Below are 25,041 nucleotides of genomic sequence, written 5' to 3' on the forward strand. Positions count from 1 at the left end.
CTTAAAAAAGATACTAAAGAGTAAAACATCTTATAAGAATTATGGTAAAATTTAATAGTTAAAATGTGTTTCTTGAAATATATGATGATTTAGGATAATATCGTTAATGGATAAATAGGTTGCGATGGAGGGTCTATATGTCAAACAGATTTGCAGTGATTCTAGCGGCAGGTAAAGGCACACGTATGAAGTCTAAGCTATACAAGGTGCTTCATCCTGTATGTGGAAAACCTATGGTACAACATGTTGTCGATCAAGTATCTCAATTAGGATTGCAGAAACTTGTAACAGTCGTAGGACATGGTGCTGAAATGGTACAAGAACAGCTAGGAAACGTAAGTGAGTTTGCATTACAAGCAGAACAACTTGGTACAGCACATGCTGTAGATCAAGCTGCAAGTGTACTTGCAAACGAAGAAGGAACAACTTTAGTTATTTGTGGTGATACACCGCTAATAACTGCTGAAACGATGGAAGCATTACTTCAGCAACATAAAGAAGCAGGGGCAATGGCAACGGTATTAACAGCTTACATAGAAGAACCTGCTGGATATGGTCGTATCGTTCGTAATGAGAATGGTCACGTTGAAAAGATTGTTGAGCATAAGGATGCAAATGAGAAAGAATTAGCTATTAAAGAAATCAATACAGGTACGTATTGTTTTGATAATAAAGCTTTATTCGCTTCACTTTCTAAAGTTTCAAATGATAACGTACAAGGTGAATATTACCTGCCAGATGTTATTGAAATTTTAAAAAATGAAGGTCATATTGTATCAGCTTATCAAACAGAGCACTTCGATGAAACGTTAGGTGTTAACGACAGAGTCGCTCTATCGCAAGCGGAAATTATTATGAAAAACCGTATCAACCGAAAGAACATGGTAAATGGTGTTACTATTATTGATCCAAGTAACACGTATATTTCTGCTGATGCAATTATCGGTAGTGATACAGTTCTTCATCCAGGAACAATTATTGAGGGGAACACTGTAATTGGTTCTGATTGTGAGATTGGGCCGCATACAGTAATTCGCGATAGTGAAATTGGAGATCGTACGACAATTCGTCAATCTACTGTACATGATAGCAAGCTTGGTACAGAAGTATCGGTTGGCCCATTTGCACATATTCGCCCAGATTCAGTTATTGGAGATGAAGTACGCGTTGGAAACTTCGTGGAAATCAAAAAAACTGTTTTTGGTAATAGAAGTAAAGCTTCACACTTAAGTTATATCGGGGATGCACAAGTTGGAGAAGACGTGAATCTTGGTTGTGGTTCAATTACGGTGAACTATGACGGTAAGAATAAATTCAAAACTGTGATTGGTAACGGGGTATTTATTGGATGTAATTCAAACCTTGTTGCTCCTGTAACAGTTGAAGACGGTGCTTATGTGGCAGCAGGCTCTACAATTACAGAGAATGTTCCATCAAAAGCATTGTCTGTAGCACGTGCACGTCAAGTTAACAAAGAAGACTATGTTGATCAATTGCTGAATAAGAAAAAATCATAATGTGGAGGGTTAATCTAGATGTCGACTCAATATCTAAATTCTAATTTGAAAGTATTCTCTTTAAACTCTAATAAGGAACTTGCTGAGCAAATTGCAAAGCACATTGGAGTAGGACTAGGAAAATGTTCTGTTGATCGTTTTAGTGATGGAGAAGTTCAAATTAACATTGAAGAAAGTATCCGTGGTTGCGATGTATTCATTATTCAATCTACAAGCTTCCCAGTAAACGAACATATCATGGAATTACTTATTATGATCGATGCATTAAAGCGTGCATCTGCAAAAACAATTAATATTGTTATTCCTTACTATGGTTATGCGCGTCAAGACCGTAAAGCGCGTTCTCGTGAACCAATTACATCGAAACTTGTAGCAAACTTGCTTGAAACAGCAGGTGCAACTCGTGTAATCACTCTAGATTTACATGCTCCACAAATTCAAGGGTTCTTTGATATCCCAATCGACCACCTAATGGGTGTACCGATTCTTTCAGATTACTTTGAAACAAAAGGTCTTAAAGATATCGTAATCGTGTCACCTGACCACGGTGGAGTAACTCGTGCTAGAAAAATGGCAGATCGCCTAAAAGCACCAATCGCTATTATTGATAAGCGTCGTCCTCGTCCGAACGTATCTGAGGTAATGAACATTATCGGTAATATTGAAGGTAAAACAGCAATTTTAATTGATGACATCATTGATACAGCTGGTACAATTACATTAGCAGCAAACGCTCTTGTTGAGAACGGTGCTTCTGAAGTATATGCTTGCTGTACACACCCAGTATTATCTGGTCCAGCAATTGAGCGTATCCAAAACTCAAATATTAAAGAGTTAGTTGTAACGAACTCTATCGTATTACCAGAAGAGAAGAAAATCGACAAAGTACATGAACTTTCAGTTGCTCCACTAATCGGAGAAGCAATCATTCGTGTATACGAAGAAGAATCTGTAAGTGTATTATTCAATTAATTGGATAGAATGAGACGTAACCAAGATTGGTTACGTCTTTTCGTATCGAAAAAAGAAAGTAGTGGTACAAGAATGAAATTGATAGTAGGACTTGGGAACCCAGGTAGAGAATATGAATTAACAAGGCATAATATTGGATTTATGGCGATTGATGAACTTGCAAAGCGTTGGAATATTTCTTTGAACGAACAAAAGTTTAAAGGAGTATTTGGTGCAGGATTTGTTAATGGAGAAAAAGTAATCTTATTAAAGCCACTTACATATATGAATTTATCTGGGGAAAGTATTCGTCCGTTAATGGATTACTATAAAATTGATGTAGAGGACTTCGTTGTTCTGTACGATGATTTAGACATCCCTGTAGGTAAATTACGCCTTCGTATGAAAGGCAGTGCGGGTGGACATAATGGTGTGAAATCAACAATTTCACATTTAGGAACACAAGAGTTTCAACGTATCCGCATGGGAATCGATCGTCCGAAAAATGGAATGAAGGTAGTAGATTACGTATTAGGACGTTTTACATCAGAAGAGATTCCTGGTGTAAATCATTCTATTGAAAAAGCAGCAGATGCATGTGAAGAATGGTTAAATAAACCTTTTCTTCAAATTATGAATACTTTCAATAGTTAAGGGTACGATTGGGAATATTTTGTTTTATTTTTACCCATACTAGCAGTAATTGGATTTTTAGGAGGCTAGTATGGAAGGGTATTATTATTGCAGACATTGCGGGAGTAATGTAGGCTCCGTTACCGCAGAAAAAGTATATAGCGACGTTTTATTTCAACTAACAGAGCAAGAAGTAGTAGAAATGATTCATTTTCATGAGAATGGAAATATATATATAAAAACGATTTGTGAATTGTGTCAAGAAACGCTCGCATCTTATCCTGAGTATTATGAATATGAAAAATTTCTGCAATAAAATGTTGTCGCTTTGGCATGTCCAAAGCATTTTTCTGTTTTCTTTTTCCGAAATATTTGCATAAAATATAGTGGCTTGCTCTTTTATGTTGAGAGGGGTTTTGAAAATGATAGGTTTATTAGAGCAATTTTATAAAAATGAAGAGATCCAATCGGTCATTAATGGATTAGAAGATGGTTTAAAAGAGCAACTTGTATCAGGTATGGCAACCTCTTCTCGTTCGTTATTAATGGCGGCCTTATATAAAAAAACAAAAAAATCACAACTTATTGTGACGCATAATTTATATCAAGCACAAAAAGTACATGAAGATTTAGTGGCGTTACTTGGTGAAAAAGATGTATGGCTATATCCAGTAAATGAATTGATAGCATCAGAACTTGGTGTTGCAAGCCCAGAATTGAAGGCGCAACGTATTGAAGTGTTAAATCGCTTAGCTGCAGGAGAGCACGGGATTATTGTAGCACCAGTTGCAGGACTACGCAGATTTTTACCAATGAAAGAGTTGTGGAAGCAAAGGCAAATCGAAATCAGTCTAGGGCAAGAGATTGATTTAGATACATTTTTGCATACTTTACATCATATCGGCTATGAGCGTAAGTCTATGGTAGAAGCTCCTGGAGAATTTAGTTTGCGTGGGGGAATATTAGATATATATCCACTAACTGAAGAGTTACCATTTCGTATTGAATTTTTCGATACAGAAGTCGATTCTATTCGATTATTTGATGTGGATGAACAGCGCTCTCAAGATAAAAAAGAAAGTGTTAGATTTGGTCCAGCAACAGAGTTTTTATTTTCGCAGGAAGAATTGAAATCAGGAATTAAGCATCTTGAAGAAGGTCTGACTAAGACGATGCAAAAACTTTCTGATGATAAGTTGAAGACTACAGTGCTTGAGACGGTAAGTCATGAAATTGAGATGTTAAAAAACGGGCAAAGTATAGAACAGATGTTTAAATATTTATCTATTTTCTATAATGAACCTGCTAGTCTGATAGATTATTTACCAGAAGATGGTGTTGTTATTTTAGATGAGATTTCACGTATTCAAGAAACAGCATCACATCTTGAAACGGAAGAGGCGGAATGGTATATATCCCTTCTCGGTGAGGGAACAATTATTCAAGATTTATCTTTCTCTCATTCGTTTGAAGAATTTCTTCATCATAAAAAAAGAAGTTTTGTATATTTAACGTTATTCTTACGTCATATAGCACATACACATCCGCAAAACATTGTGAATGTGACATGTAAAACAATGCAAGATTTCCATGGGCAGATGCAGTTGTTGAAAACTGAAATTGATAGATGGAACGAAGGGCATTTTACGACTGTTGTGTTAGGTACAGATGATGAACGTGTGAAAAAACTACAACATATTTTAAGTGATTATGATATTGAGGCAGATATTGTAGAAGGCACAGATATATTATTGCCTGGAAGGTTACAAATTGCTGTAGGTGATTTACATGCAGGATTTGAAATGCCGATGCAAAAGCTTGTTGTCATTACTGAAAAAGAGCTTTTTCATAAGAAAGTTAAAAAATCACAACGTAAGCAAAAGTTATCGAATGCTGAACGTATTAAAAGTTATTCGGAATTAAAAGTTGGGGATTATGTAGTTCATGTAAATCATGGTATAGGTAAATTCTTAGGTATTGAAACATTAGAGATTAACGGTGTTCATAAAGATTATTTGAATATTAAATATCAAGGTAATGATAAGTTATACGTTCCAATTGAACAAATTGACCAAGTGCAAAAATATGTAGGATCTGAGGGTAAGGATCCGAAAGTTTATAAATTGGGTGGAAATGATTGGAAGAAGGTCAAAACGAAAGTTGAAAAATCTGTACAAGACATTGCGGATGACCTAATTAAACTATATGCTGAGCGCGAAGCTTCAAAGGGTTATGCATATACACCGGATACGGCAGAACAACAAGAATTCGAGTCCTCTTTCCCGTATCAAGAGACAGAGGATCAATTACGTTCTATTGAAGAGATTAAAAAGGATATGGAACGCGGACGTCCGATGGATAGGCTTCTTTGTGGTGATGTAGGATATGGAAAGACGGAAGTAGCTATTCGTGCGGCGTTTAAAGCAATTATGGATGAAAAACAAGTTGCAATTTTAGTGCCGACAACGATCCTTGCACAACAACACTATGAAACAATTCGAGAGCGTTTTCAAGATTATCCAATCAATATAGGATTATTAAGTAGATTCCGTACGAGAAAGCAGCAAAATGAAACAATTAAAGGTTTAAAAGATGGCACAGTAGATATTGTAATCGGAACGCACCGTATTTTATCTAAAGATGTTACTTATAAAGATTTAGGTCTTCTTATTATTGATGAAGAACAAAGATTTGGTGTAACGCATAAAGAAAAAATTAAACAATTAAAAGCAAATGTTGACGTATTAACACTAACGGCAACTCCGATTCCGCGTACGCTCCATATGTCTATGCTTGGTGTGCGTGATTTATCTGTTATTGAGACGCCGCCGGAAAATCGTTTCCCGGTTCAAACATATGTAGTAGAGTATAATCCAGCATTAATGCGAGAAGCGATAGAACGGGAGCTTGCAAGAGGTGGTCAAGTTTACTTCCTATATAATCGTGTAGAGGATATCGAACGAAAAGCAGATGAAATTTCGATGTTAGTTCCAGATGCGCGTGTAACTTATGCACATGGGAAAATGAACGAGAGTGAATTAGAGTCTGTTATGCTATCGTTTTTAGAAGGACAGCATGATGTTCTTGTAAGTACAACGATTATTGAGACGGGTGTAGATATTCCAAATGTAAATACATTAATTGTATTTGATGCAGATCGTATGGGATTATCGCAGTTGTATCAGCTTCGTGGGCGTGTTGGACGTTCTAATCGTGTTGCATATGCTTACTTTGCATACAAACGGGATAAAGTGTTATCGGAAGTTGCGGAGAAGCGCCTGCAAGCCATTAAGGAGTTCACAGAGCTTGGATCTGGTTTCAAAATTGCGATGCGAGATTTATCAATTCGTGGTGCTGGTAACTTGTTAGGAGCCGAACAACATGGATTTATTGATTCTGTCGGATTTGATTTATATTCTCAAATGTTAAAAGATGCAATTGAACAGCGTAGAGGAACAGACGGAGTTGAAAATACAGTTAATGTTGAAATTGATTTAGAAGTAGATGCATATTTACCGGATGCTTATATTTCTGATAGTAAACAAAAAATTATGATGTATAAACAGTTTAGAGGTGTTTCTGCAATTGAGGATATTGAAGAGTTGCAGGAAGAGATGATAGATAGATTTGGTGATTACCCGCAAGAAGTTGGTTACTTATTACAAATCGCAAATATTAAAGTACTAGCAATGAAAGAACAAATTGAATTAATTAAGCAAAATAAATTTGAAGTAACAATTCTGTTCTCAGAACAAGCGAGTCAAAACATTGATGGCGGAAAATTATTCATGCTTGGAAATAGTTTTGGACGAATGATCGGTCTAGGAATGGAAGGATCACAATTGAAAATCGTCATGAAAACAAATGGCTTAGAGACATCGAAGTGGTTAACAATTGCTGAAAATTTATTAAAAGGCTTGCCAGATGTAAAAAAAGAAGTCATAAATGCCTAATATTAGATAAAAAAATGCAATTCGACGTGCATAGAAGAACTAATGTGTAAAATACTATGTCTAACAGTTGGTGATTTTTACATGAACAGGTAAATTCACCACTTTGATCATCAGTAGAAAGTGAGGCAGCATTAGAATGAAAGCAACTGGAATCGTACGTCGAATTGATGATTTAGGTAGGGTAGTAATCCCGAAGGAAATTCGTAGAACTTTACGTATTCGAGAAGGGGACCCACTAGAAATATTTGTAGATCGCGATGGAGAAGTAATTTTAAAGAAATATTCTCCAATTAGCGAGCTAGGTGATTTTGCAAAAGAATATGCAGATGCTTTATATGATAGCTTAGGACATAATGTGCTTGTATGTGATCGAGATTCTATTATCGCAGTATCAGGTGTATCAAAAAAAGAATACTTAAATAAAAGCGTTGGCGATCTAATTGAAAAAACGATGGAAGAAAGAAAGTCTGTTATTATGACGGACGAAAGTGATATTTCCATTATTGATGGTGTAACAGAAAAGGTTCATTCTTATACAGTTGGGCCGATTGTTGCAAATGGAGACCCAATTGGGGCTGTCATTATTTTTTCAAAAGAAGCGATTATAAGCGAAATAGAGCACAAGGCGGTCAATACTGCTGCCAGTTTCTTAGCGAAACAAATGGAACAGTAAAGGTGTATGGTTTTAGAAGTAGCAATCTTTCCTAATTATGATATTTCTTCTTGAGAAATCAATTATTTGGAGATATATGTATATTGAAAAAAGGTAGCGCTTTGCTACCTTTTTTCATTGAATATTTCTAGCGTTGCACGAACGTATTCTTACTTGTGTAGGTAAGGAAGCTTGTCCTTTTCTTTATGATATAATACGAGGGGTGAGAATAGAAAAAGGAGTTTTCTTGCATGGAATCGAAGAAGTATCAAGCCTTTTGGCGTGGGGCTATTATATTAACAATCGCAAGTTTTGTTACAAAGGTATTAAGCGCCTTTTACCGTATTCCATATCAAAATATAGCGGGTGACGTTGGTTTTTATATTTACCAACAAATTTATCCATTTTATGGATTTTGTTTAATTTTAGCTACTTATGGGTTCCCTATTATAATTTCAAAAATGGTTGCGGAACGATTAGAGCGAGGGAAAAAACAAGAAGCAGAGGAAATTATTTGTGTATCTTTTTGGTTTTTATTAGGTATTGGTTTCATAGGATTTTTTACATTGTTCTTTGGTGCCGAAGCAATTGCGATAGCTATGGGCGATATACACTTAGATAAGCTATTACGCGTTATCTCCTTTTCATTCATATTGATGCCGTTTTTATCTGTAGCAAGAGGATATTTCCAGGGATTCAATAATATGATGCCAACAGCTGTTTCGCAAGTGATAGAACAAACGATTCGTGTTTCTATTATTGTATTTTTATCTCTATTCCTAATTGCTCACGAATTTGATTTATATACAGTTGGTGCAGGTGCTATGCTCGGTTCAATCGCAGGTGGATTGATTGGGATTATCGTACTTATACTTTATATGCGTCATGACTTTCGTTCTATATTCTTCAAAAGTGTAAAGAGGATTAAAGGGAAAAAGAAGATTATAAAAATCCTGTTTTGGCAGGGGTTAGCGATTTGTGTTAGTAACTTAGTGCTTATTTTTATACAAATGGCTGATTCTATTTCTTTCTATTCTCTACTTATTGGAGCGGGAGAGCCAGCTGAAAGTGCAAAGGTGTTAAAAGGTGTTTATGACAGAAGTATCCCGCTTATGCAATTAGGTACTGTCGTGACAACTTCCTTCTCGTTGTCGCTTATTCCAATTATTACAGCAGCGAAGGAAAGAGGAGATCTTACCTTTATTCGAGAAAAGGTAAGGTTAGCGATGAAAATAACATTTGTTATCGGATTTGCAGCAGCCATTGGATTAACTTGTATTATCCAACCTACGAATATTATGTTGTTTGAAAATAGTGATGGGTCAGATGTTTTATCTATTTTATCTTTATCTATTTTATTTAGTTCATTGTCGATTACAACTGCTTCTATTTTGCAAGGGTTAGGACAAACATTAAAACCAGCAATATTCGTTATATTTGGCGGTTGTTTAAAGTTAGCTTTAAATTATATATTAATGCCATATTTTAGTGTGAAGGGAGCTGCAATTGCGACGCTAGTTGCGTTAATTGTAATTTCTATACTAAATAGTGTATTACTTATGCGAGCTGTATCCGAATCGCTTATCGACAAACGGAATATGTTAGGTGTAGTTATTAGTGGTATCGGTATGGGATTTGTACTAATGATGTTTATGCGTGTATTGCAAATGTCTGGATTAGTGATGGATACAAGTCATAGAGGTGTTGCAACACTTGAGGCGTTGTTAGGTGTAGCCATCGGCGGATTGGCATATATGTTTTTCATTTTAAAATTACGTGTATTTACAAAAGCGGAAATAGGAACCGTTATGAAAAAAGAGAAAAAAGAAGGTTCATTGAAGAAGAGTGGATAGAGGTGGCAGGTTGTGAGTGGAATCATTACTATTTTAGGATTAGGTGCTGGTGAATTAGATCAGTTAACGATGGGTGTATATCGAAAAATAAAAGAAGCAGATCACATGTTTGTTAGAACGAAGGAACATCCCGTTATAGAAGAGTTGGAGAAAGAAGGTATACAATATACTGCCTTTGACAATGTATATGAAGCACATGATACATTTGAAATTGTATATGAAACAATTGCGAATACATTGTTAGAACAAGCTGAAGATACAGAAATCATCTATGCTGTTCCAGGGCATCCGCTTGTAGCGGAAAGAACGGTTCAGCTACTATTGGAAAAAAGTGAAGTAGCGAATGTTGAAGTGCGAATTGAAGGTGGGCAAAGTTTCCTTGATCCTATGTTTGCAAGTCTTAAGATTGATCCGATTGAAGGGTTCCAATTAATTGACGCCACATCATTTGAAAGAGGACAATTAGAATTACGTCAACACTTAATCTTTTGCCAAGTATATGACGCATTCGTTGCATCAGATGTGAAATTAACATTAATGGAGATGCTGCCAGATGATTATGAAGTGTATATCGTAACAGCTGCGGGGACTTCATTTGAGCAAGTGAAAAAGGTGCCGTTGTACATGTTAGATCATGAAACGGAGTTGAATAACTTAACGAGTGTATATGTACCACCAGTTCAGGAACGTGCGTCCTTATATCAACAGTTTGATGTACTTCGAGAAATTATTGCAGACCTTCGTGGTCCAAATGGTTGTCCGTGGGATAAAAAGCAAACACATCAATCTTTAAAGAAGTATTTAATTGAGGAAGCGTATGAAGTGTTAGAAGCAATTGATGAAGAGGATGATGATCACTTAGTAGAAGAACTGGGTGATGTATTATTACAAGTTATGCTTCATGCCCAAATCGGAGAGGACGAAGGTTGGTTCTCTATAGATGATATTATTCGAACTTTATCTGAGAAAATGGTTCGTCGTCATCCGCATGTATTTGGGAATACGGATGTAAATAATGCCGATGAAGTAATTGCCAATTGGGAAGAAATTAAAAAACAAGAAAAAGGGTTTGTAAAAGAATCTGTTTTAAATGGAGTTCCAAAAAGTTTGCCGCAGTTACTACGCGCTTATGAAATCCAGAAAAAAGCTGGTAAGGTTGGTTTCGATTGGGTGGATGTACAGCCGATGATAGAGAAAGCCTTAGAAGAATGGCAAGAGTTCCAACAAGAAGTCGCAAACATGGATGAGGCGAAGATGTTAAGTGAATTTGGCGATTTACTATTTGCGTTTGTTAATATAGCTCGTCATTATAAAATAGATCCAGAAGAAGCGTTACGTTCAACAAATGAGAAATTCGTCAGTCGTTTTTTATACATGGAAGCAAAGGTAGCTGAAATGAATAAAGAGATGCAAGATTTATCATTAGAGCAGTTAGATGTTTTCTGGGAAGAGGCAAAACAAACAGAGCGTTAATAGGGGGATTTAATATGCGTCTAGATAAGTTTTTAAAAGTATCACGTTTAATTAAAAGAAGAACATTGGCGAAAGAAGTAGCTGATCAAGGAAGAATATCCATTAACGGTCAAGTGGCAAAAGCGAGTTCGGATGTGAAAGTAGCTGATGAATTAACAATTCGTTTTGGTCAAAAAATAGTAACTGTAAAAATAAATGAATTGAAAGAAACGACTAAAAAAGAAGATGCAGCAAATATGTATAGCTTAGTTCGTGAAGAAAAAGTAAAGGCCGAAGAAGGCTTGTTCTAAAATCGATTATCCCTTCATACATTACTATTAGCTAGTATAAATGTATGGGGGGATTTACGTGAATAATGGTTACTCACCTATGTCTTCTAATCAACAAAATGTTTCTGTAGAGCATGATATTATTATGCGTGGCAGACGTGTAATTGATATTACCGGTGTAAAGCAGGTAGAGAGTTTTGATAGCGAAGAGTTTTTACTTGAGACTGTAATGGGCTTTTTAACAATTCGTGGTCAAAATTTGCAAATGAAAAATTTAGATGTAGAAAAAGGTGTTGTATCGATTAAAGGGAAAGTTCATGAGATGCTGTATATTGATGAGAATCAAGGGGAGAAAACTAAAGGCTTCTTTAGTAAGTTGTTTAAATGAGTCTAACAATTCAGTTGTATACGATGCTCTCAATGATCGGAATGGGTGCTTGGATTGGAGCGTCTTTAGATACATACCAACGATTTTTAAAACGTCAAGAACGTAAGCGTTGGATTGTATTTATACATGATATACTATTTTGGATTGTCCAAGCATTATTCGTTTTTTACGTATTGCTTCTTGTAAATGAAGCTGAACTACGTATATATGTATTTTTAGCATTATTATGTGGTTTTGCGGCATATCAAAGCATGTTGAAAGCAATATACATGAGACTGTTAAATTTTCTCATCTATATTTTTGTGCAAACAACACACTTTTTTGTTCAAATTATACAGCTACTCATGATAAAACCTGTTATTATTATAGCGCAGCTATTTATTGCATTTATATTATTCTTATTTCGTATACTGCTTTCAATTGGACATGTGTTATGGAAAATGGTGATTTGGATATTACTTTTCATATGGAAAGTTTTTTTCTGGCCTGTTCGATTTATTGCTTCGCTCATATGGAAACTTCTCCCTAATCGTGTTAAACTTTTTATAATGAAGCATGTAGGGTTCCTGCAATATATAGCAAAATTGAAGGGACATATCTTCCAATTATGGGAGCGTATAAAAAAGAAGTTAGGGGGACCTCGGAAATGAGGGAACTGAGACAAAGAACAATCGAAAAACAGAGTCCAAATCCTGTTAAAGAGCATATAATACAAACGGATGAGAACAGGAAGCGACTTTATCGCCGTTTAGCGGTTTTTCTTGTCTTTGCTTTTACAATTATTGCGAGTATTAGTGTAACGTTTTATCAACAAAACAGTTCCATTAAAGCAAAAGAAGCAAAAGTTAAGGACATGAAAAAAGAACTGGATTCATTAACGAACAAAGAAAAGAGTCTAAAAGACGAAGTTCAAAAGTTAAATGATGAAGAGTACGTATTAAAGATTGCTAGAAGGGATTATTTCTTCTCTGGAAAAGGGGAGATAATTTTTCCTGTTTCTAAGTAGAGTATGTCTTATTGACACTATATTTTAGGATTATATATAATAAAGTAAAATTTGACTTTTTAACCACTAAGGAGGAGCATTTTTTTTATGTCAATCGAGGTAGGCAGCAAGTTACAGGGTAAAGTAACAGGTATTACAAATTTTGGGGCTTTTGTGGAGCTGCCAGAAGGCTTAACGGGTCTTGTTCATATTAGTGAAGTTGCTGATAATTATGTGAAAGATATTAACGATCACTTAAAAGTGGGCGACCAAGTAGAAGTAAAAGTTATTAACGTTGAAAAAGATGGTAAGATCGGTCTATCTATTAAAAAAGCGAAAGAGCGTGAAAAAACAGAAGGAGATCGTCCACGTGGTGAATACCAACGCGGTGGTGATCAACAACGTTCTGGACGTCCACAACGTAATCGTTCTTTCAACAGAGATAACCGTGGTGGCGGTAACGACCGCGCTCCAAAAGAAACATTCGAGCAAAAGATGGCACGTTTCTTAAAGGACAGTGAAGATCGTTTAACTTCTTTAAAGCGTAACACTGAATCTAAACGTGGTGGCCGTGGCGCACGTCGCGGATAATAAGAACGTTTAATTCTTAGAATATAGAGAGGTGCCCAGGGCGATTGCTCAGGGTGCTTTTTTATATGTGAAAATATATTTTTAAAAAAGTTTTCAAGATGTGTTGACTTTAAATTATATCTGAGGTAAGATACTAATTGTCCGTTAAATAAGACGACATGGCGGTGTAGCTCAGCTGGCTAGAGCGTACGGTTCATACCCGTGAGGTCGGGGGTTCGATCCCCTCCGCCGCTATATTTAATTTAACGGCCCGTTGGTCAAGTGGTTAAGACACCGCCCTTTCACGGCGGTAACACGGGTTCGAATCCCGTACGGGTCATCTAAAAAGATCATGCAAATGCGCATGATCTTTTTTTGTTAAATAAATTAAGACATACAACACTTCTACAAAATCACCCTATATTTTCTGAATGTTCGATTAAAATATTAAAAATAAAATACATACTGTGTATATATGTAGAGTTATTTCGAATAAAAAGTCGAACGATTATAAAAGTGAAAACTGTTGTTTTGACAAAAATCCCAATAATCATCTTTTATAATGACAGTAATTAAACTATGCAGGTGGTGTTAAAAATATGCCTAAAGCAGGAAGGAATACTATGAATACAAGTGCATTGGCAATGAATGAAGGTCAGCTTGGAGGAGTAAAGTGGACGAGTAAGTTGCGAATGAAGTTTGAGCAAGTTTTCTTTAGATGGGGATTTATTATTGTTGTTATTGGTTTTCTTTTGGGACGAGCATATATATTAACAAACATTTTACCGTTTGCACTGCCGTTTTTTGCTGCTGTTTATGTTATGAAGCGGGATAAAATGCCGCTCGCGTTCTTGGCTCTAATGGGGGGCGCACTTTCAGTTTCGATAGATAATTTATTCTTTACCTTTGCATCTATTTTTACTTTCTTCATTTATAATATCTTCTTTAGTCGGTTTACACGTAAAACTGTTGGACTTGTACCATTCCAAGTATTTATCTCCGCATTAACTGCACATTTAGTTGTCGTATATTTTGCACAACAAACTGTTACCATGTACGATTTACTCGTTAGTACGATTGAGGCAGGGCTTAGCTTCGTATTAACTATGATATTTTTACAAAGTGTCCCGCTTTTAGTAGAAAGAAAAGGGAAACAACAAGCGTTAGAGACAGAAGAAATTGTTTGTTTAATTATATTACTAGCATCTGTTTTAACTGGTACAACAGATTGGTTCATATATGACGCTTCTATTCAACATATTTTTACTAGGTATTTAGTGCTTGTGTTTGCGTTTATCGCAGGAGCGGCTACAGGATCTACAGTAGGGGTCGTCACTGGGTTAATATTAAGCTTAGCAAATGTCTCTAGTTTGTCCCAACTTAGTCTGCTTGCTTTTTCTGGATTGCTTGGTGGTTTGTTAAAAGAAGGGAAACGCTTAGGTGTTAGTTTAGGTTTATTAATTGGGACAAGCTTGATTACGCTATATGTAGACAAGCAAACAAACATTGTGACAACTTTAATTGAATCTGGTGTGGCGATTGCTTTCTTTTTATTAACACCGAAACTTGTTATGGATCGTATTGCTAAATTTATGCCAGGTACACAGGAGCATTCGCAAGATCAACAACAGTATTTAAGAAGGATGCGTGATGTTACAGCGAATAAAATCAATCAATTTGCCAATGTATTTGCTGCTTTATCTAATAGCTTTTCTGTATATGGATATGTGGAGGAGGAAGATAAAGAGACGGAGGCAGATTTGTTTTTAAGTACAATTACTGCAAAAACATGTCAAACATGTTTTAAAAAGGACCAATGCTGGGTAGTTAATTTCGATAAAACGTATGATTATATGAAACAAATAATGAGCGAAACAGAAGAAGGAACTCTGCAGCATAATCGGAAGTTAGTTCGTGAATGGGACAAGCATTGTGTGAGAGGAAAGAAAGTGACGGATTTAGTAGCAGGTGAATTAGATCACTTCTATGAGGGACAAAAATTACGAAAACAAATGAAAGAAAATCGTAGAATAGTAGCAGAGCAATTGTTAGGTGTATCAAAAGTTATGGAGGATTTTGCCAAGGAGATACAAAGGGAAAGAGAAAATCATCAAGTACAGGAAGAGCAGATTCTGCAAGCATTTCGTGATTTTGGTGTAGAAATAGAGCATGTTGATATTTATTGTTTAGATAGAGGAAGTATTGATATTGAAATGTTGATTCCAGTTGCATCTAATGAACATGGAGAGTGTGAAAAATTAGTTGCACCAATGCTTTCTGATATCCTGAAGGAAAACATAGTTGTGAAACATGAAGAAAAATCTTCTTATCCGAACGGCCACAGTTTAATATCATTTGGTTCAGCAAAAACGTATTCCCTTGATACCGGCTTGGCCACAGCCGCGAAAGGCGGTGGGTTTGTTTCGGGTGATTCTTATGCAATGATGGATTTAAGTGTTGGGAAATATGCCCTTGCAATTAGTGATGGCATGGGAAATGGGCAAAGAGCTCATATGGAGAGTAAAGAAACAGTGAAATTATTACAAAAAATACTTCAGTCAGGCATTGATGAGGAGATAGCGATTAAATCTATTAACTCTATTCTTTCTTTAAGAACAACAGAAGAGATGTTTACGACATTAGACTTAGCTATGGTAGATTTGCGGGATGCGAGTGCGAAGTTTTTAAAGATTGGATCGACGCCGAGTTTTGTTAAACGCGCAAATAATATTTTGAAAATTGAAGCAAGTAATTTACCAATGGGAATTATTGAGGATGTTGAAGTTGATGTAGTGGGTGAGCAATTAAAAACAGGTGATATTCTTATTATGATGAGTGATGGGATTTTTGAGGGCGCGCAGCATGTGGAGAATCATGAATTATGGATGAAGCGGAAAATTAAAGAATTACAAACTGAAGACCCGCAAGAAATTGCTGATATCATTATGGAAGAGGTGATTCGATCTGGCGATGGTTATATAAATGATGATATGACTATTGTAGTAGCGAAAGTGAAGAAAAATATGCCGAAGTGGGCTACCATTCCAATTGTAGGAATGCAAGCGCAATAAAGTGAAACTTGAAATATGATGTTTCTTTCTAAAAACCTAGGTGGATGCCTAGGTTTTTTTGCTTTAAAAGATAATATTATTATTTTTGTGAATATGTACGAATGATGTAAGATAAAAATGTAATTTTTGTATATCTTTTTTTTGCACAATGTTTGTAAAAGTTGTACCATTATAAACAAGGTAACTAACGTTGCTGTTCTTGTTTAATGAAAGGTGATTACGAAGTTGAAAGATACATTTGTTGAAAAGGTAGATGACTTTGTAAAGCAGCATGATGTATTAAAGGAACGCTCAACAATTGTTGTAGGTGTTTCTGGTGGTCCTGACTCTGTGGCTCTTCTATATTATTTGTTAGAAAAAAGAGCAGCAAAACAGTTTGAGATTGTAGTGGCGCATGTGGATCATATGTTTCGAGGTGATGAATCTCATGAGGACCTACAGTTTGTGCAAGACCTTTGTAAAGAGCTAGGAGTTATTTGCGAAACGATAAGGATTAATGTGTCGCAATATCAACAGCAATACGGGATGAATGCACAAGTTGCTGCTAGAGAATGCAGATATGCATTTTTGGAAAGAATAATGAAGAAATATGATGCGAGGTATGTAGCTCTTGGACATCATGGTGATGATCAAGTAGAGACAATTTTAATGCGCCTTGTACGAGGGAGTACTCCGAAAGGATATGCAGGCATTGCAGTGAAGCGTCCTTTTCATAATGGGTATTTAATTAGGCCGTTACTTGGAGTAACGAAGGAAGAGATTGTTGATTACTGTCATAAGTTAAAAATAATTCCTCGTATAGATCCAAGTAATAAAAAGGAAGTATATACAAGGAATCGATTACGTAAATATGTTCTTCCTCATTTGAAAGAAGAAAATCCACAAGTGCATGAGAAATTCCAAAAATTTAGCATGCAGATGCAAGAGGATGAGGCGTATTTGCAGGAATTAGCTTTTGAGAAAATGAATAAAGTAATTACAAAAAAAAGTGATAAACAAATTAGCTTATCAATTCCTGCCTTTGAATCCATGTCTATGCCTTTACAAAGAAGAGGGATTCAACTAATATTAAACTATCTTTATGAATATAAGATTCCATCTTCTCTTTCCTCTATACATATTGACAAAGTGATTGAGTTTTTTAAGCGGACACAACCTTCGGGTTCACTTGATTTCCCAGGTGATTTAAAAATTGTTCGCGCATACGAGGAGTGCAGCTTTGGATTTAAACAAGAAATTGTTTCCCCTTTTTTACAAGATTTATCAGTGCCCGGGACAATTACGCTATCGAACGGGGATAAGCTTGTAACAGAGGTGAGCGAAGATATACCAAGTAACATGAATGAAACAGTTTTTGTTGCTAAGTATAATGATATATCATATCCACTTCGTATTCGTTCTAGAGAAAATGGAGATCGCATGTCAATACAAGGTATGAATGGCACCAAAAAGATAAAAGCTATTTTTATCGAAGCGAAAGTACCAAGAGAAAAAAGAGAAGAATGGCCGGTCGTTTGTGATGCAAGAGGGAATGTTATTTGGTTACCCTTGTTGAAGCGATCTGCATTTGCTATCTCGAAAGAGACAGCAAAGAAGGATAAATATATGATTATTCACTACAAAAGCAAGGAGTCTTCCGGGAGGATAATGAAATGATGAATCAAGATATCGAAAAAGTATTAATTTCTGAAGAGCAAATACAAGAAAAGGTGCTCGAATTAGGCGCAATTATTGCAGAGGATTATAAAAATACAGTACCTCTTGCGATTGGTGTACTAAAGGGTGCAATGCCATTCATGGCAGATTTATTAAAGAGAACAGATACATATCTTGAAATGGATTTTATGGCTGTATCTAGTTACGGTCACTCAACTGTTTCAACAGGCGAAGTGAAAATTTTAAAAGACCTTGATACTTCTGTAGAAGGTCGCGATATTTTAATCGTTGAAGATATTATTGATAGTGGTCTTACGCTAAGCTACTTAGTAGACCTATTTAAATATCGTAAAGCGAAGTCTGTAAAAATTGTTACGTTATTAGATAAACCAACAGGCCGTAAGGTAGATTTGAAAGCGGATTATGTTGGATTTACTGTACCGCATGAATTTGTTGTAGGGTATGGATTAGATTATAAAGAGCAGTACCGTAATCTTCCTTATGTAGGAGTATTAAAACCAAGCGTTTACTCAAATTAATTAAATACAGGCGTCACAATTGTATAGGAAAGTTTTTCTATGTTACGATTTACTATAGTGTTTATGCCGTGAGAGGAGGTTAGGAATGAATCGTATCTTCCGTAATACCATCTTTTATTTACTGATATTCCTAGTAGTAATTGGAATCGTGAGCTATTTTAATGGTTCGACACAAAAAACGACATCAGTTAGCTACGATAAATTCATTACTAAACTAGAAAAAGGTGAAGTTCGTAATGTGCAACTTCAACCGAAAAATGGTGTGTTTGAGGTAAAAGGACAATTTAACAACTCTAGCCAAGGAGAACAATTTGTTACTTACGCACCAAATACTGAGGAATTACAAAAGAAAATTAATGACAAAGCGCAAGGTGCTGAAGTTAAGTATCAACCAGCAGAAGAAACAAGTGCTTGGGTAACATTCTTTACTTCTATCATTCCGTTTGTTATTATCTTCATTTTATTCTTCTTCTTGTTAAACCAAGCTCAGGGCGGCGGTAGCCGTGTTATGAACTTCGGGAAAAGTAAGGCGAAGTTATATAATGACGAAAAGAAAAAGGTTCGTTTCAGAGATGTTGCTGGGGCGGATGAAGAGAAACAAGAGCTTGTTGAGGTAGTTGAATTCTTGAAAGATCCTCGTAAGTTCGCTGAAGTTGGTGCCCGTATTCCGAAGGGTGTTCTATTAGTTGGACCTCCAGGTACAGGTAAAACTTTATTAGCACGTGCTGTTGCAGGTGAGGCAGGCGTTCCGTTCTTCTCTATCAGTGGTTCTGACTTCGTAGAGATGTTCGTCGGTGTCGGTGCATCACGTGTACGTGATTTATTCGAAAATGCAAAGAAAAATGCTCCTTGTATCATTTTCATTGATGAAATTGATGCAGTAGGACGTCAACGTGGTGCGGGTCTTGGTGGTGGCCATGATGAGCGCGAGCAAACGTTGAACCAATTACTTGTTGAAATGGATGGCTTTGGTGCAAACGAAGGTATTATTATCATCGCTGCGACAAACCGTCCTGATATTCTTGACCCAGCATTATTACGTCCAGGTCGTTTTGACCGTCAAATTACAGTAGATCGTCCAGATGTAAATGGCCGTGAAGCTGTACTGAAAGTACATGCTCGTAATAAACCGCTTGATGAGAATATCAACTTAAGAGCAATTGCAACTCGTACACCGGGATTCTCTGGTGCCGATCTTGAAAACTTATTAAACGAAGCTGCGTTAGTAGCTGCGCGTCAAGATAAGAAGAAAATTGATATGAGTGACATTGATGAAGCAACGGATCGTGTTATTGCAGGTCCGGCTAAGAAAAGTCGTGTTATCTCTGAAAAAGAACGTAATATCGTTGCTTTCCATGAAGCAGGCCATACTGTAATTGGTGTTGTTCTTGATGAAGCAGATGTCGTTCATAAAGTAACAATTGTCCCTCGTGGTCAAGCTGGTGGATATGCAGTAATGCTTCCGAAAGAAGATCGTTACTTCATGACAAAGCCAGAGTTACTTGATAAAATTACTGGTTTACTTGGTGGTCGAGTAGCCGAGGAGATTGTATTTGGTGAAGTGAGTACAGGTGCTCACAACGACTTCCAACGTGCGACTGGCATTGCAAGACGTATGGTAACGGAATTTGGTATGAGTGATAAGCTTGGACCAATGCAATTTGGTAGCTCACAAGGTGGTCAAGTGTTCTTAGGAAGAGACTTCCATTCAGAACAAAACTACAGTGATGCAATTGCACACGACATCGATGTGGAAATGCAAACGATTATGAAAGAATGTTATGCTCGTGCAAAAGACATTCTTACTGAAAATCGTGATAAGTTAGATCTTATTGCAAAAACGTTACTTGAAGTAGAAACGTTAGATGCTGAGCAAATCAATCATTTATGTGATTATGGCAGATTGCCAGAACGTCCAACATCTTCAGCTGATGTGAAAGTAAACATCAACATGAAGAAGGATGATGAAGAATCAGAAGATAAGTAAGAAATGAAGGAGTGACGGTGGTCACTCCTTTTTTTTATTTGTGTAACGAAATGAAGTAGAAAAAGAATTTAAATAAATCTGGTATTAAAAATTGAAATAGGGAGTAATCTTTTTGTAAAATGATGAGGACAGAAAAGCTGATTATATAAGTATGTGTGATATGATGTTTTTATAAGTTTTATACATACTGCACAAATATAGATTAAATAAGATAAGTGGTGAGAATATGATTTTTGTATTGGATGTAGGGAACACAAATGCTGTACTGGGCGTGTTTGAAGAGGGGGAACTTCGTCAACATTGGCGCATGGAAACAGATCGTCATAAGACAGAAGATGAATATGGAATGCTTGTAAAACAGTTGCTTGAGCATGAGGGTCTTTCGTTTGAAGATGTGAAAGGTATTATCGTGTCTTCAGTCGTACCACCAATTATGTTTGCTTTAGAGCGCATGTGTGAAAAGTATTTTAAAATTAAGCCGCTTGTAGTAGGCCCTGGAATAAAAACGGGGCTAAATATTAAATATGAAAATCCACGTGAAGTAGGTGCGGATCGAATCGTAAATGCAGTAGCAGGAATTCACTTATATGGAAGTCCGCTTATTATTGTCGATTTTGGTACGGCTACTACATATTGTTATATTAACGAAGAAAAGCATTATATGGGTGGCGTTATTACACCGGGAATTATGATTTCAGCAGAGGCTTTATATAGTAGAGCGGCAAAACTTCCTCGTATTGAAATTACAAAACCAAGCAGTGTTGTTGGGAAGAATACGGTAAGTGCGATGCAATCTGGTATTCTTTATGGTTATGTTGGACAAGTGGAAGGTATTGTTAAGCGCATGAAAGAGGAAGCTAAACAAGAACCAAAAGTTATTGCAACAGGTGGATTAGCGAAATTAATTTCAGAAGAATCGAATGTAATTGATGTTGTAGATCCATTCTTAACATTAAAAGGTTTGTATATGTTATATGAGCGTAATGCAAATTTACAGCATGAGAAAGGTGAATAAATAAATATGAAAGATTATTTAGTAAAAGCGTTAGCGTTTGATGGTGAAGTGCGTGCGTATAGTGTACGTACTACAAATACGGTAAGTGAGGCGCAAAGACGTCATGATACATGGAGAACAGCTTCAGCAGCACTTGGTCGTTCTTTAACTGCAGGTACAATGATGGGTGCAATGTTAAAAGGTGACCAAAAGCTAACGATTAAGGTAGAAGGTAATGGCCCGATTGGTCCGATCTTAGTAGATGCTCATGCAAATGGGGATGTGCGTGGTTATGTAACGAATCCACATGTTGACTTTGAAGGAACAGAACAAGGGAAATTACGTGTATATCAGGCGGTAGGTACTGAAGGATTTGTAACGGTAATTAAAGATATTGGTATGCGTGAGCCGTTTATTGGTCAATCTCCAATTGTTTCAGGAGAATTAGGAGAAGACTTCACGTATTATTTTGCAGTTTCTGAGCAGACGCCTTCTTCTGTAGGTGTTGGTGTCCTTGTAAATGGAGATGATAGCATATTAGCAGCGGGTGGATTTATTCTTCAAATTATGCCAGGTGCACAGGAAGAAACAATTTCATTCATTGAAGAGCGTTTACAGAAGATTCCTCCTGTATCAACATTGATCGAACAAGGGCTTTCTCCAGAAGAGTTACTGTATGCAGTCCTTGGAGAAGATAAGGTAAAAGTATTAGAAACGATGGATGTTCAATTTAATTGCACATGCTCTCGCGAACGTATCGAGAGTGTGTTAATTAGTTTAGGTAAAACGGAGTTAGAGCAAGTTCGTGAAGAAGAAGAAGAAACAGAAGTTCATTGTCATTTCTGTAATGAGCGATACAAGTTCTCTAAAGAAGACATTACAAATTTAATTGAGAATTTGTAATAAGGCAATTCCCCCTCTAAATACATTGACAAACAGGGAATTTTCTGACAAAATCTAAATATAGATAAAACCAATAAAAATACTCGGTGTTAGGAGTGACAGGAATGCGAGTGGCACAATCAGTTTCAGAATTAATCGGGAAAACGCCGATCGTTAAGTTGAACCGCATCGTAGAATCAGACAGCGCAGATATATACTTAAAATTAGAATTTATGAATCCAGGGAGCAGTGTTAAAGATCGTATCGCATTAGCTATGATTGAAGATGCTGAGAAAAAAGGATTATTAAAAGAAGGCGATACAATCATTGAACCGACAAGTGGTAACACAGGAATTGGTTTAGCGATGGTAGCAGCTGCTAAAGGATATAAGGCAATTTTAGTAATGCCAGAAACAATGAGTATTGAACGTCGTAATTTATTACGTGCTTACGGTGCGGAATTAGTATTGACTCCAGGTCCTGAAGGAATGGGTGGAGCAATTCGTAAAGCGACTGAATTAGCAAAAGAGAATGGTTACTTTATACCACAACAGTTCAAAAATCAATCGAATCCAGAAATTCACCGTTTAACAACAGGTCCAGAAATTGTTGAACAAATGGGCGACCAATTAGATGCGTTTATTGCAGGTATTGGTACGGGTGGAACGATTACTGGTGCTGGTGAAGTGCTGAAGGAAGCGTATAAAGATATTAAAATTTATGCAGTAGAACCTGCGGATTCACCAGTATTATCTGGTGGGAAACCAGGTCCACATAAAATCCAAGGAATTGGGGCTGGATTTATCCCAGAGACATTGGATGTAGAAGTATATGATGAAATTGTTCAAGTGAAAACGGAGCAAGCGTTTGAATATGCAAGAAGAGTGGCGAAAGAGGAAGGTATTCTAGTTGGTATCTCTTCTGGAGCAGTTATTTATGCAGCAACAGAAATTGCGAAAAAGTTAGGCAAAGGGAAAAAGGTACTTGTTATTATCCCAAGTAACGGTGAACGTTATTTAAGTACACCACTTTATCAATTTGAGTCTTAATATATGTGATTGAAAAAGCATCCTTGAAAAAGGATGCTTTTTCTTTTTGGATTGGAAATAGGAAAAGAGTGAATGACTAGAAAACTTCATGTAAAATAAGAGGTAGTATAATTAATTTATTTTCACTAGCCTTCGAGTATAACTCTTCTATATACATAACGAATGTAGTTTGAAGTGGTTAATATAAGAGGGTGGGATAAAAGAAGACGGGGTGTTGATATGCAACGAAGAAAATCTTTAGCGCTTTCTATTCCATATCAGTTAGATTTCTTTAAGCAATATAAATTTCTTTCTAAGGATAAACCGCAACATATTTTGTTAGAGAGTGGGCGTGGCGGTCGTTATAACATTGTGGGGTTAAACCCGGTAGCGGTAATCCGAGGGAAGGGTAAAACATTACATATAAGTGAAAGTGGTAAGGAAACAATAAAGCAAGGAAACCCATTAGATTTAATGCAGGAATATATGGAGCGATGGAAAACGGATTATAATCCGGAATACCCGCCTTTTCAAGGTGGTGCAATTGGCTACTTTAGTTATGATTGCATCCGTTATATTGAAAAACTTCCTTCTCTTGCCGAGGATGATATTAATATACCTGACATATTCTTTTTATTATTTGATGATGTATTTGTGTATGATCAAGAAGAAAAAGTATTATGGATTATTACACATTATGCAGATAAGCATGAAGAGGCAAAAGAACGATTAAATGAATGGAAGGTTCTTTGGACGACAGAAGCGCTAGAAGTGACTATGCCGTTTGCGTGCCCTGAAAAGAAAAGTGAAGCAGTTGCTTTTACTGAAGAAGGTTTTATGAAGGCAGTTGAATGTATTCAAGAATATATTGGTGCTGGTGATGTGTTCCAAGTGAACTTGTCAACAAGACAAGAAAGAACGTTACAAACACATCCACTAGAAATTTATACAAGTCTTCGCGAAATTAATCCATCTCCATATATGGGTTACTTGGAGCTTGGGGATTTTCAAATTGTTAGTGGATCGCCGGAGTTGCTAATTAAGAAACAAGGAGCTGAAGTAAGTACAAGACCAATTGCTGGAACGAGATCTAGAGGGGCGAATGAGCAAGAGGATGAAGAGTTGGCAAGAGAATTAATTGAGAATGAAAAGGAACGAGCAGAGCATGTCATGCTTGTAGATTTAGAGCGAAATGATTTAGGGCGTGTTTGTAAATATGGCACTGTAGAAGTAGATGAATTTATGGTAATTGAGAAATACTCACACGTTATGCATATTGTTTCTAATGTGCGTGGTGAGGTGGAAGAAGATAAAGATGCTTTTGATTTAGTGAAGGCTGTATTCCCTGGGGGGACAATTACTGGTGCCCCGAAAATACGTACGATGGAAATTATTGAAGAACTAGAACCTGTTCGCCGAGGGATTTATACAGGTTCAATTGGTTGGATTGGTTATTCTGGAGATACAGAATTGAATATTGTGATTAGGACACTTCTTGCTAAAGATGGAAAAGCACATGTACAAGCGGGAGCGGGAATTGTAATTGATTCAAATCCGGAAAATGAATATAAAGAGTCGTTAAAAAAGGCGATTGCTTTATGGCGTGCAAAAGAACGTAGCGAAGAAACGGTTAGGTGAGA

The 25,041-nt window shown here is 36.5% G+C and carries 21 protein-coding genes and 2 tRNA genes; all 23 read left to right on the plus strand.

Annotated elements, in window-relative coordinates; genetic code table 11:
• Window positions 1–137 precede the first annotated feature (137 nt).
• The 23 genes from glmU to pabB all read left to right on the plus strand — a co-directional run bounded on the left by glmU (window position 138) and on the right by pabB (window position 25,039).
• Window positions 138–1,517, plus strand: coding sequence for a bifunctional UDP-N-acetylglucosamine diphosphorylase/glucosamine-1-phosphate N-acetyltransferase GlmU (gene glmU / locus MR083_RS14330; protein ID WP_000071036.1), 1,380 nt, complete (start codon window positions 138–140; stop codon window positions 1,515–1,517).
• An 18-nt stretch (window positions 1,518–1,535) separates the two neighbouring features.
• A complete protein-coding gene (locus MR083_RS14335; protein WP_000107420.1) occupies window positions 1,536–2,489 on the plus strand; it encodes a ribose-phosphate diphosphokinase in 954 nt (317 codons plus the stop codon).
• 72 nt (window positions 2,490–2,561) lie between these two features.
• Window positions 2,562–3,122: an aminoacyl-tRNA hydrolase gene (pth, locus tag MR083_RS14340; protein WP_073569349.1), complete on the plus strand. Its 561-nt coding sequence runs from the start codon at window positions 2,562–2,564 to the stop codon at window positions 3,120–3,122.
• A gap of 70 nt (window positions 3,123–3,192) precedes the next feature.
• On the plus strand, window positions 3,193–3,417 hold the full coding sequence (locus tag MR083_RS14345; RefSeq protein WP_000399440.1) for an anti-sigma-F factor Fin: 225 nt from the start codon (window positions 3,193–3,195) through the stop codon (window positions 3,415–3,417).
• 106 nt (window positions 3,418–3,523) lie between these two features.
• The gene (mfd, locus tag MR083_RS14350; RefSeq protein WP_000579716.1) at window positions 3,524–7,054 is read left to right on the plus strand and encodes a transcription-repair coupling factor; all 3,531 of its coding nucleotides are present in this window, start codon (window positions 3,524–3,526) and stop codon (window positions 7,052–7,054) included.
• Window positions 7,055–7,190: 136 nt separating this feature from the next.
• The gene (gene spoVT, locus MR083_RS14355) at window positions 7,191–7,727 is read left to right on the plus strand and encodes a stage V sporulation protein T (RefSeq protein WP_000648302.1); all 537 of its coding nucleotides are present in this window, start codon (window positions 7,191–7,193) and stop codon (window positions 7,725–7,727) included.
• Window positions 7,728–7,957: 230 nt separating this feature from the next.
• Window positions 7,958–9,559 (plus strand): putative polysaccharide biosynthesis protein, encoded by a 1,602-nt coding sequence (locus MR083_RS14360; RefSeq protein ID WP_000444153.1) that lies wholly within the window; start codon window positions 7,958–7,960, stop codon window positions 9,557–9,559.
• 12 nt (window positions 9,560–9,571) lie between these two features.
• Window positions 9,572–11,032: a bifunctional methyltransferase/pyrophosphohydrolase YabN gene (gene yabN, locus MR083_RS14365; RefSeq protein WP_000014256.1), complete on the plus strand. Its 1,461-nt coding sequence runs from the start codon at window positions 9,572–9,574 to the stop codon at window positions 11,030–11,032.
• 14 nt (window positions 11,033–11,046) lie between these two features.
• On the plus strand, window positions 11,047–11,322 hold the full coding sequence (locus tag MR083_RS14370) for an RNA-binding S4 domain-containing protein (RefSeq protein ID WP_001234876.1): 276 nt from the start codon (window positions 11,047–11,049) through the stop codon (window positions 11,320–11,322).
• A 58-nt stretch (window positions 11,323–11,380) separates the two neighbouring features.
• The gene (yabP, locus tag MR083_RS14375) at window positions 11,381–11,689 is read left to right on the plus strand and encodes a sporulation protein YabP (protein WP_001059101.1); all 309 of its coding nucleotides are present in this window, start codon (window positions 11,381–11,383) and stop codon (window positions 11,687–11,689) included.
• The gene (yabQ, locus tag MR083_RS14380; RefSeq protein WP_000059762.1) at window positions 11,686–12,339 is read left to right on the plus strand and encodes a spore cortex biosynthesis protein YabQ; all 654 of its coding nucleotides are present in this window, start codon (window positions 11,686–11,688) and stop codon (window positions 12,337–12,339) included. The genes yabP and yabQ overlap by 4 nt, the downstream gene beginning before the upstream one ends.
• Window positions 12,336–12,695 carry a cell division protein DivIC gene (divIC, locus tag MR083_RS14385; RefSeq protein ID WP_001208736.1) on the plus strand — a complete coding sequence of 120 codons (360 nt, stop codon included), beginning with the start codon at window positions 12,336–12,338 and terminating at the stop codon, window positions 12,693–12,695. Before yabQ ends, divIC begins: the two co-directional genes overlap by 4 nt.
• Window positions 12,696–12,782: 87 nt before the next feature.
• The gene (locus tag MR083_RS14390) at window positions 12,783–13,265 is read left to right on the plus strand and encodes a S1 domain-containing RNA-binding protein (RefSeq protein ID WP_000021452.1); all 483 of its coding nucleotides are present in this window, start codon (window positions 12,783–12,785) and stop codon (window positions 13,263–13,265) included.
• A 160-nt stretch (window positions 13,266–13,425) separates the two neighbouring features.
• Window positions 13,426–13,499 (plus strand) — tRNA-Met (locus MR083_RS14395).
• Window positions 13,500–13,512: 13 nt separating this feature from the next.
• A tRNA-Glu gene (locus tag MR083_RS14400) sits at window positions 13,513–13,584 on the plus strand.
• A gap of 259 nt (window positions 13,585–13,843) precedes the next feature.
• Window positions 13,844–16,315 carry a stage II sporulation protein E gene (gene spoIIE / locus MR083_RS14405; RefSeq protein WP_001123528.1) on the plus strand — a complete coding sequence of 824 codons (2,472 nt, stop codon included), beginning with the start codon at window positions 13,844–13,846 and terminating at the stop codon, window positions 16,313–16,315.
• Window positions 16,316–16,540: 225 nt separating this feature from the next.
• Window positions 16,541–17,971, plus strand: a complete 1,431-nt coding sequence (gene tilS, locus MR083_RS14410) for a tRNA lysidine(34) synthetase TilS (RefSeq protein WP_000655454.1) — start codon at window positions 16,541–16,543, stop codon at window positions 17,969–17,971.
• A complete protein-coding gene (gene hpt / locus MR083_RS14415; RefSeq protein ID WP_000981838.1) occupies window positions 17,968–18,510 on the plus strand; it encodes a hypoxanthine phosphoribosyltransferase in 543 nt (180 codons plus the stop codon). The genes tilS and hpt overlap by 4 nt, the downstream gene beginning before the upstream one ends.
• Before the next feature lie 85 nt (window positions 18,511–18,595).
• Complete coding sequence (gene ftsH, locus MR083_RS14420) at window positions 18,596–20,497, plus strand: ATP-dependent zinc metalloprotease FtsH (protein WP_001079658.1); 1,902 nt, start codon at window positions 18,596–18,598, stop codon at window positions 20,495–20,497.
• Between the two features lie 226 nt (window positions 20,498–20,723).
• A complete protein-coding gene (locus MR083_RS14425) occupies window positions 20,724–21,512 on the plus strand; it encodes a type III pantothenate kinase (RefSeq protein ID WP_000578367.1) in 789 nt (262 codons plus the stop codon).
• A 6-nt stretch (window positions 21,513–21,518) separates the two neighbouring features.
• Window positions 21,519–22,394, plus strand: a complete 876-nt coding sequence (gene hslO, locus MR083_RS14430) for a redox-regulated molecular chaperone HslO (protein WP_000656366.1) — start codon at window positions 21,519–21,521, stop codon at window positions 22,392–22,394.
• Between the two features lie 104 nt (window positions 22,395–22,498).
• Window positions 22,499–23,422: a cysteine synthase A gene (gene cysK / locus MR083_RS14435; RefSeq protein ID WP_001261701.1), complete on the plus strand. Its 924-nt coding sequence runs from the start codon at window positions 22,499–22,501 to the stop codon at window positions 23,420–23,422.
• Between the two features lie 219 nt (window positions 23,423–23,641).
• Window positions 23,642–25,039, plus strand: a complete 1,398-nt coding sequence (pabB, locus tag MR083_RS14440) for an aminodeoxychorismate synthase component I (RefSeq protein ID WP_242269488.1) — start codon at window positions 23,642–23,644, stop codon at window positions 25,037–25,039.
• The last annotated feature ends 2 nt before the right edge of the window (window positions 25,040–25,041 follow it).

The organism is Bacillus cereus group sp. BfR-BA-01408 (assembly GCF_022663305.1).
GTDB lineage: Bacteria > Bacillota > Bacilli > Bacillales > Bacillaceae_G > Bacillus_A > Bacillus_A pacificus.

Coding starts and splice junctions, on each gene's coding strand:
- cysK (WP_001261701.1), top strand. CDS start 22,499: ATGCGAGTGGCACAATCAGTTTCAGAATTAATCGGGAAAACGCCGATC.
- MR083_RS14390 (WP_000021452.1), top strand. CDS start 12,783: ATGTCAATCGAGGTAGGCAGCAAGTTACAGGGTAAAGTAACAGGTATT.
- MR083_RS14425 (WP_000578367.1), top strand. CDS start 20,724: ATGATTTTTGTATTGGATGTAGGGAACACAAATGCTGTACTGGGCGTG.
- ftsH (WP_001079658.1), top strand. CDS start 18,596: ATGAATCGTATCTTCCGTAATACCATCTTTTATTTACTGATATTCCTA.
- spoIIE (WP_001123528.1), top strand. CDS start 13,844: ATGCCTAAAGCAGGAAGGAATACTATGAATACAAGTGCATTGGCAATG.
- pabB (WP_242269488.1), top strand. CDS start 23,642: ATGCAACGAAGAAAATCTTTAGCGCTTTCTATTCCATATCAGTTAGAT.
- MR083_RS14345 (WP_000399440.1), top strand. CDS start 3,193: ATGGAAGGGTATTATTATTGCAGACATTGCGGGAGTAATGTAGGCTCC.
- MR083_RS14335 (WP_000107420.1), top strand. CDS start 1,536: ATGTCGACTCAATATCTAAATTCTAATTTGAAAGTATTCTCTTTAAAC.
- glmU (WP_000071036.1), top strand. CDS start 138: ATGTCAAACAGATTTGCAGTGATTCTAGCGGCAGGTAAAGGCACACGT.
- pth (WP_073569349.1), top strand. CDS start 2,562: ATGAAATTGATAGTAGGACTTGGGAACCCAGGTAGAGAATATGAATTA.
- hpt (WP_000981838.1), top strand. CDS start 17,968: ATGATGAATCAAGATATCGAAAAAGTATTAATTTCTGAAGAGCAAATA.
- yabQ (WP_000059762.1), top strand. CDS start 11,686: ATGAGTCTAACAATTCAGTTGTATACGATGCTCTCAATGATCGGAATG.
- hslO (WP_000656366.1), top strand. CDS start 21,519: ATGAAAGATTATTTAGTAAAAGCGTTAGCGTTTGATGGTGAAGTGCGT.
- MR083_RS14360 (WP_000444153.1), top strand. CDS start 7,958: ATGGAATCGAAGAAGTATCAAGCCTTTTGGCGTGGGGCTATTATATTA.
- spoVT (WP_000648302.1), top strand. CDS start 7,191: ATGAAAGCAACTGGAATCGTACGTCGAATTGATGATTTAGGTAGGGTA.
- divIC (WP_001208736.1), top strand. CDS start 12,336: ATGAGGGAACTGAGACAAAGAACAATCGAAAAACAGAGTCCAAATCCT.
- mfd (WP_000579716.1), top strand. CDS start 3,524: ATGATAGGTTTATTAGAGCAATTTTATAAAAATGAAGAGATCCAATCG.
- MR083_RS14370 (WP_001234876.1), top strand. CDS start 11,047: ATGCGTCTAGATAAGTTTTTAAAAGTATCACGTTTAATTAAAAGAAGA.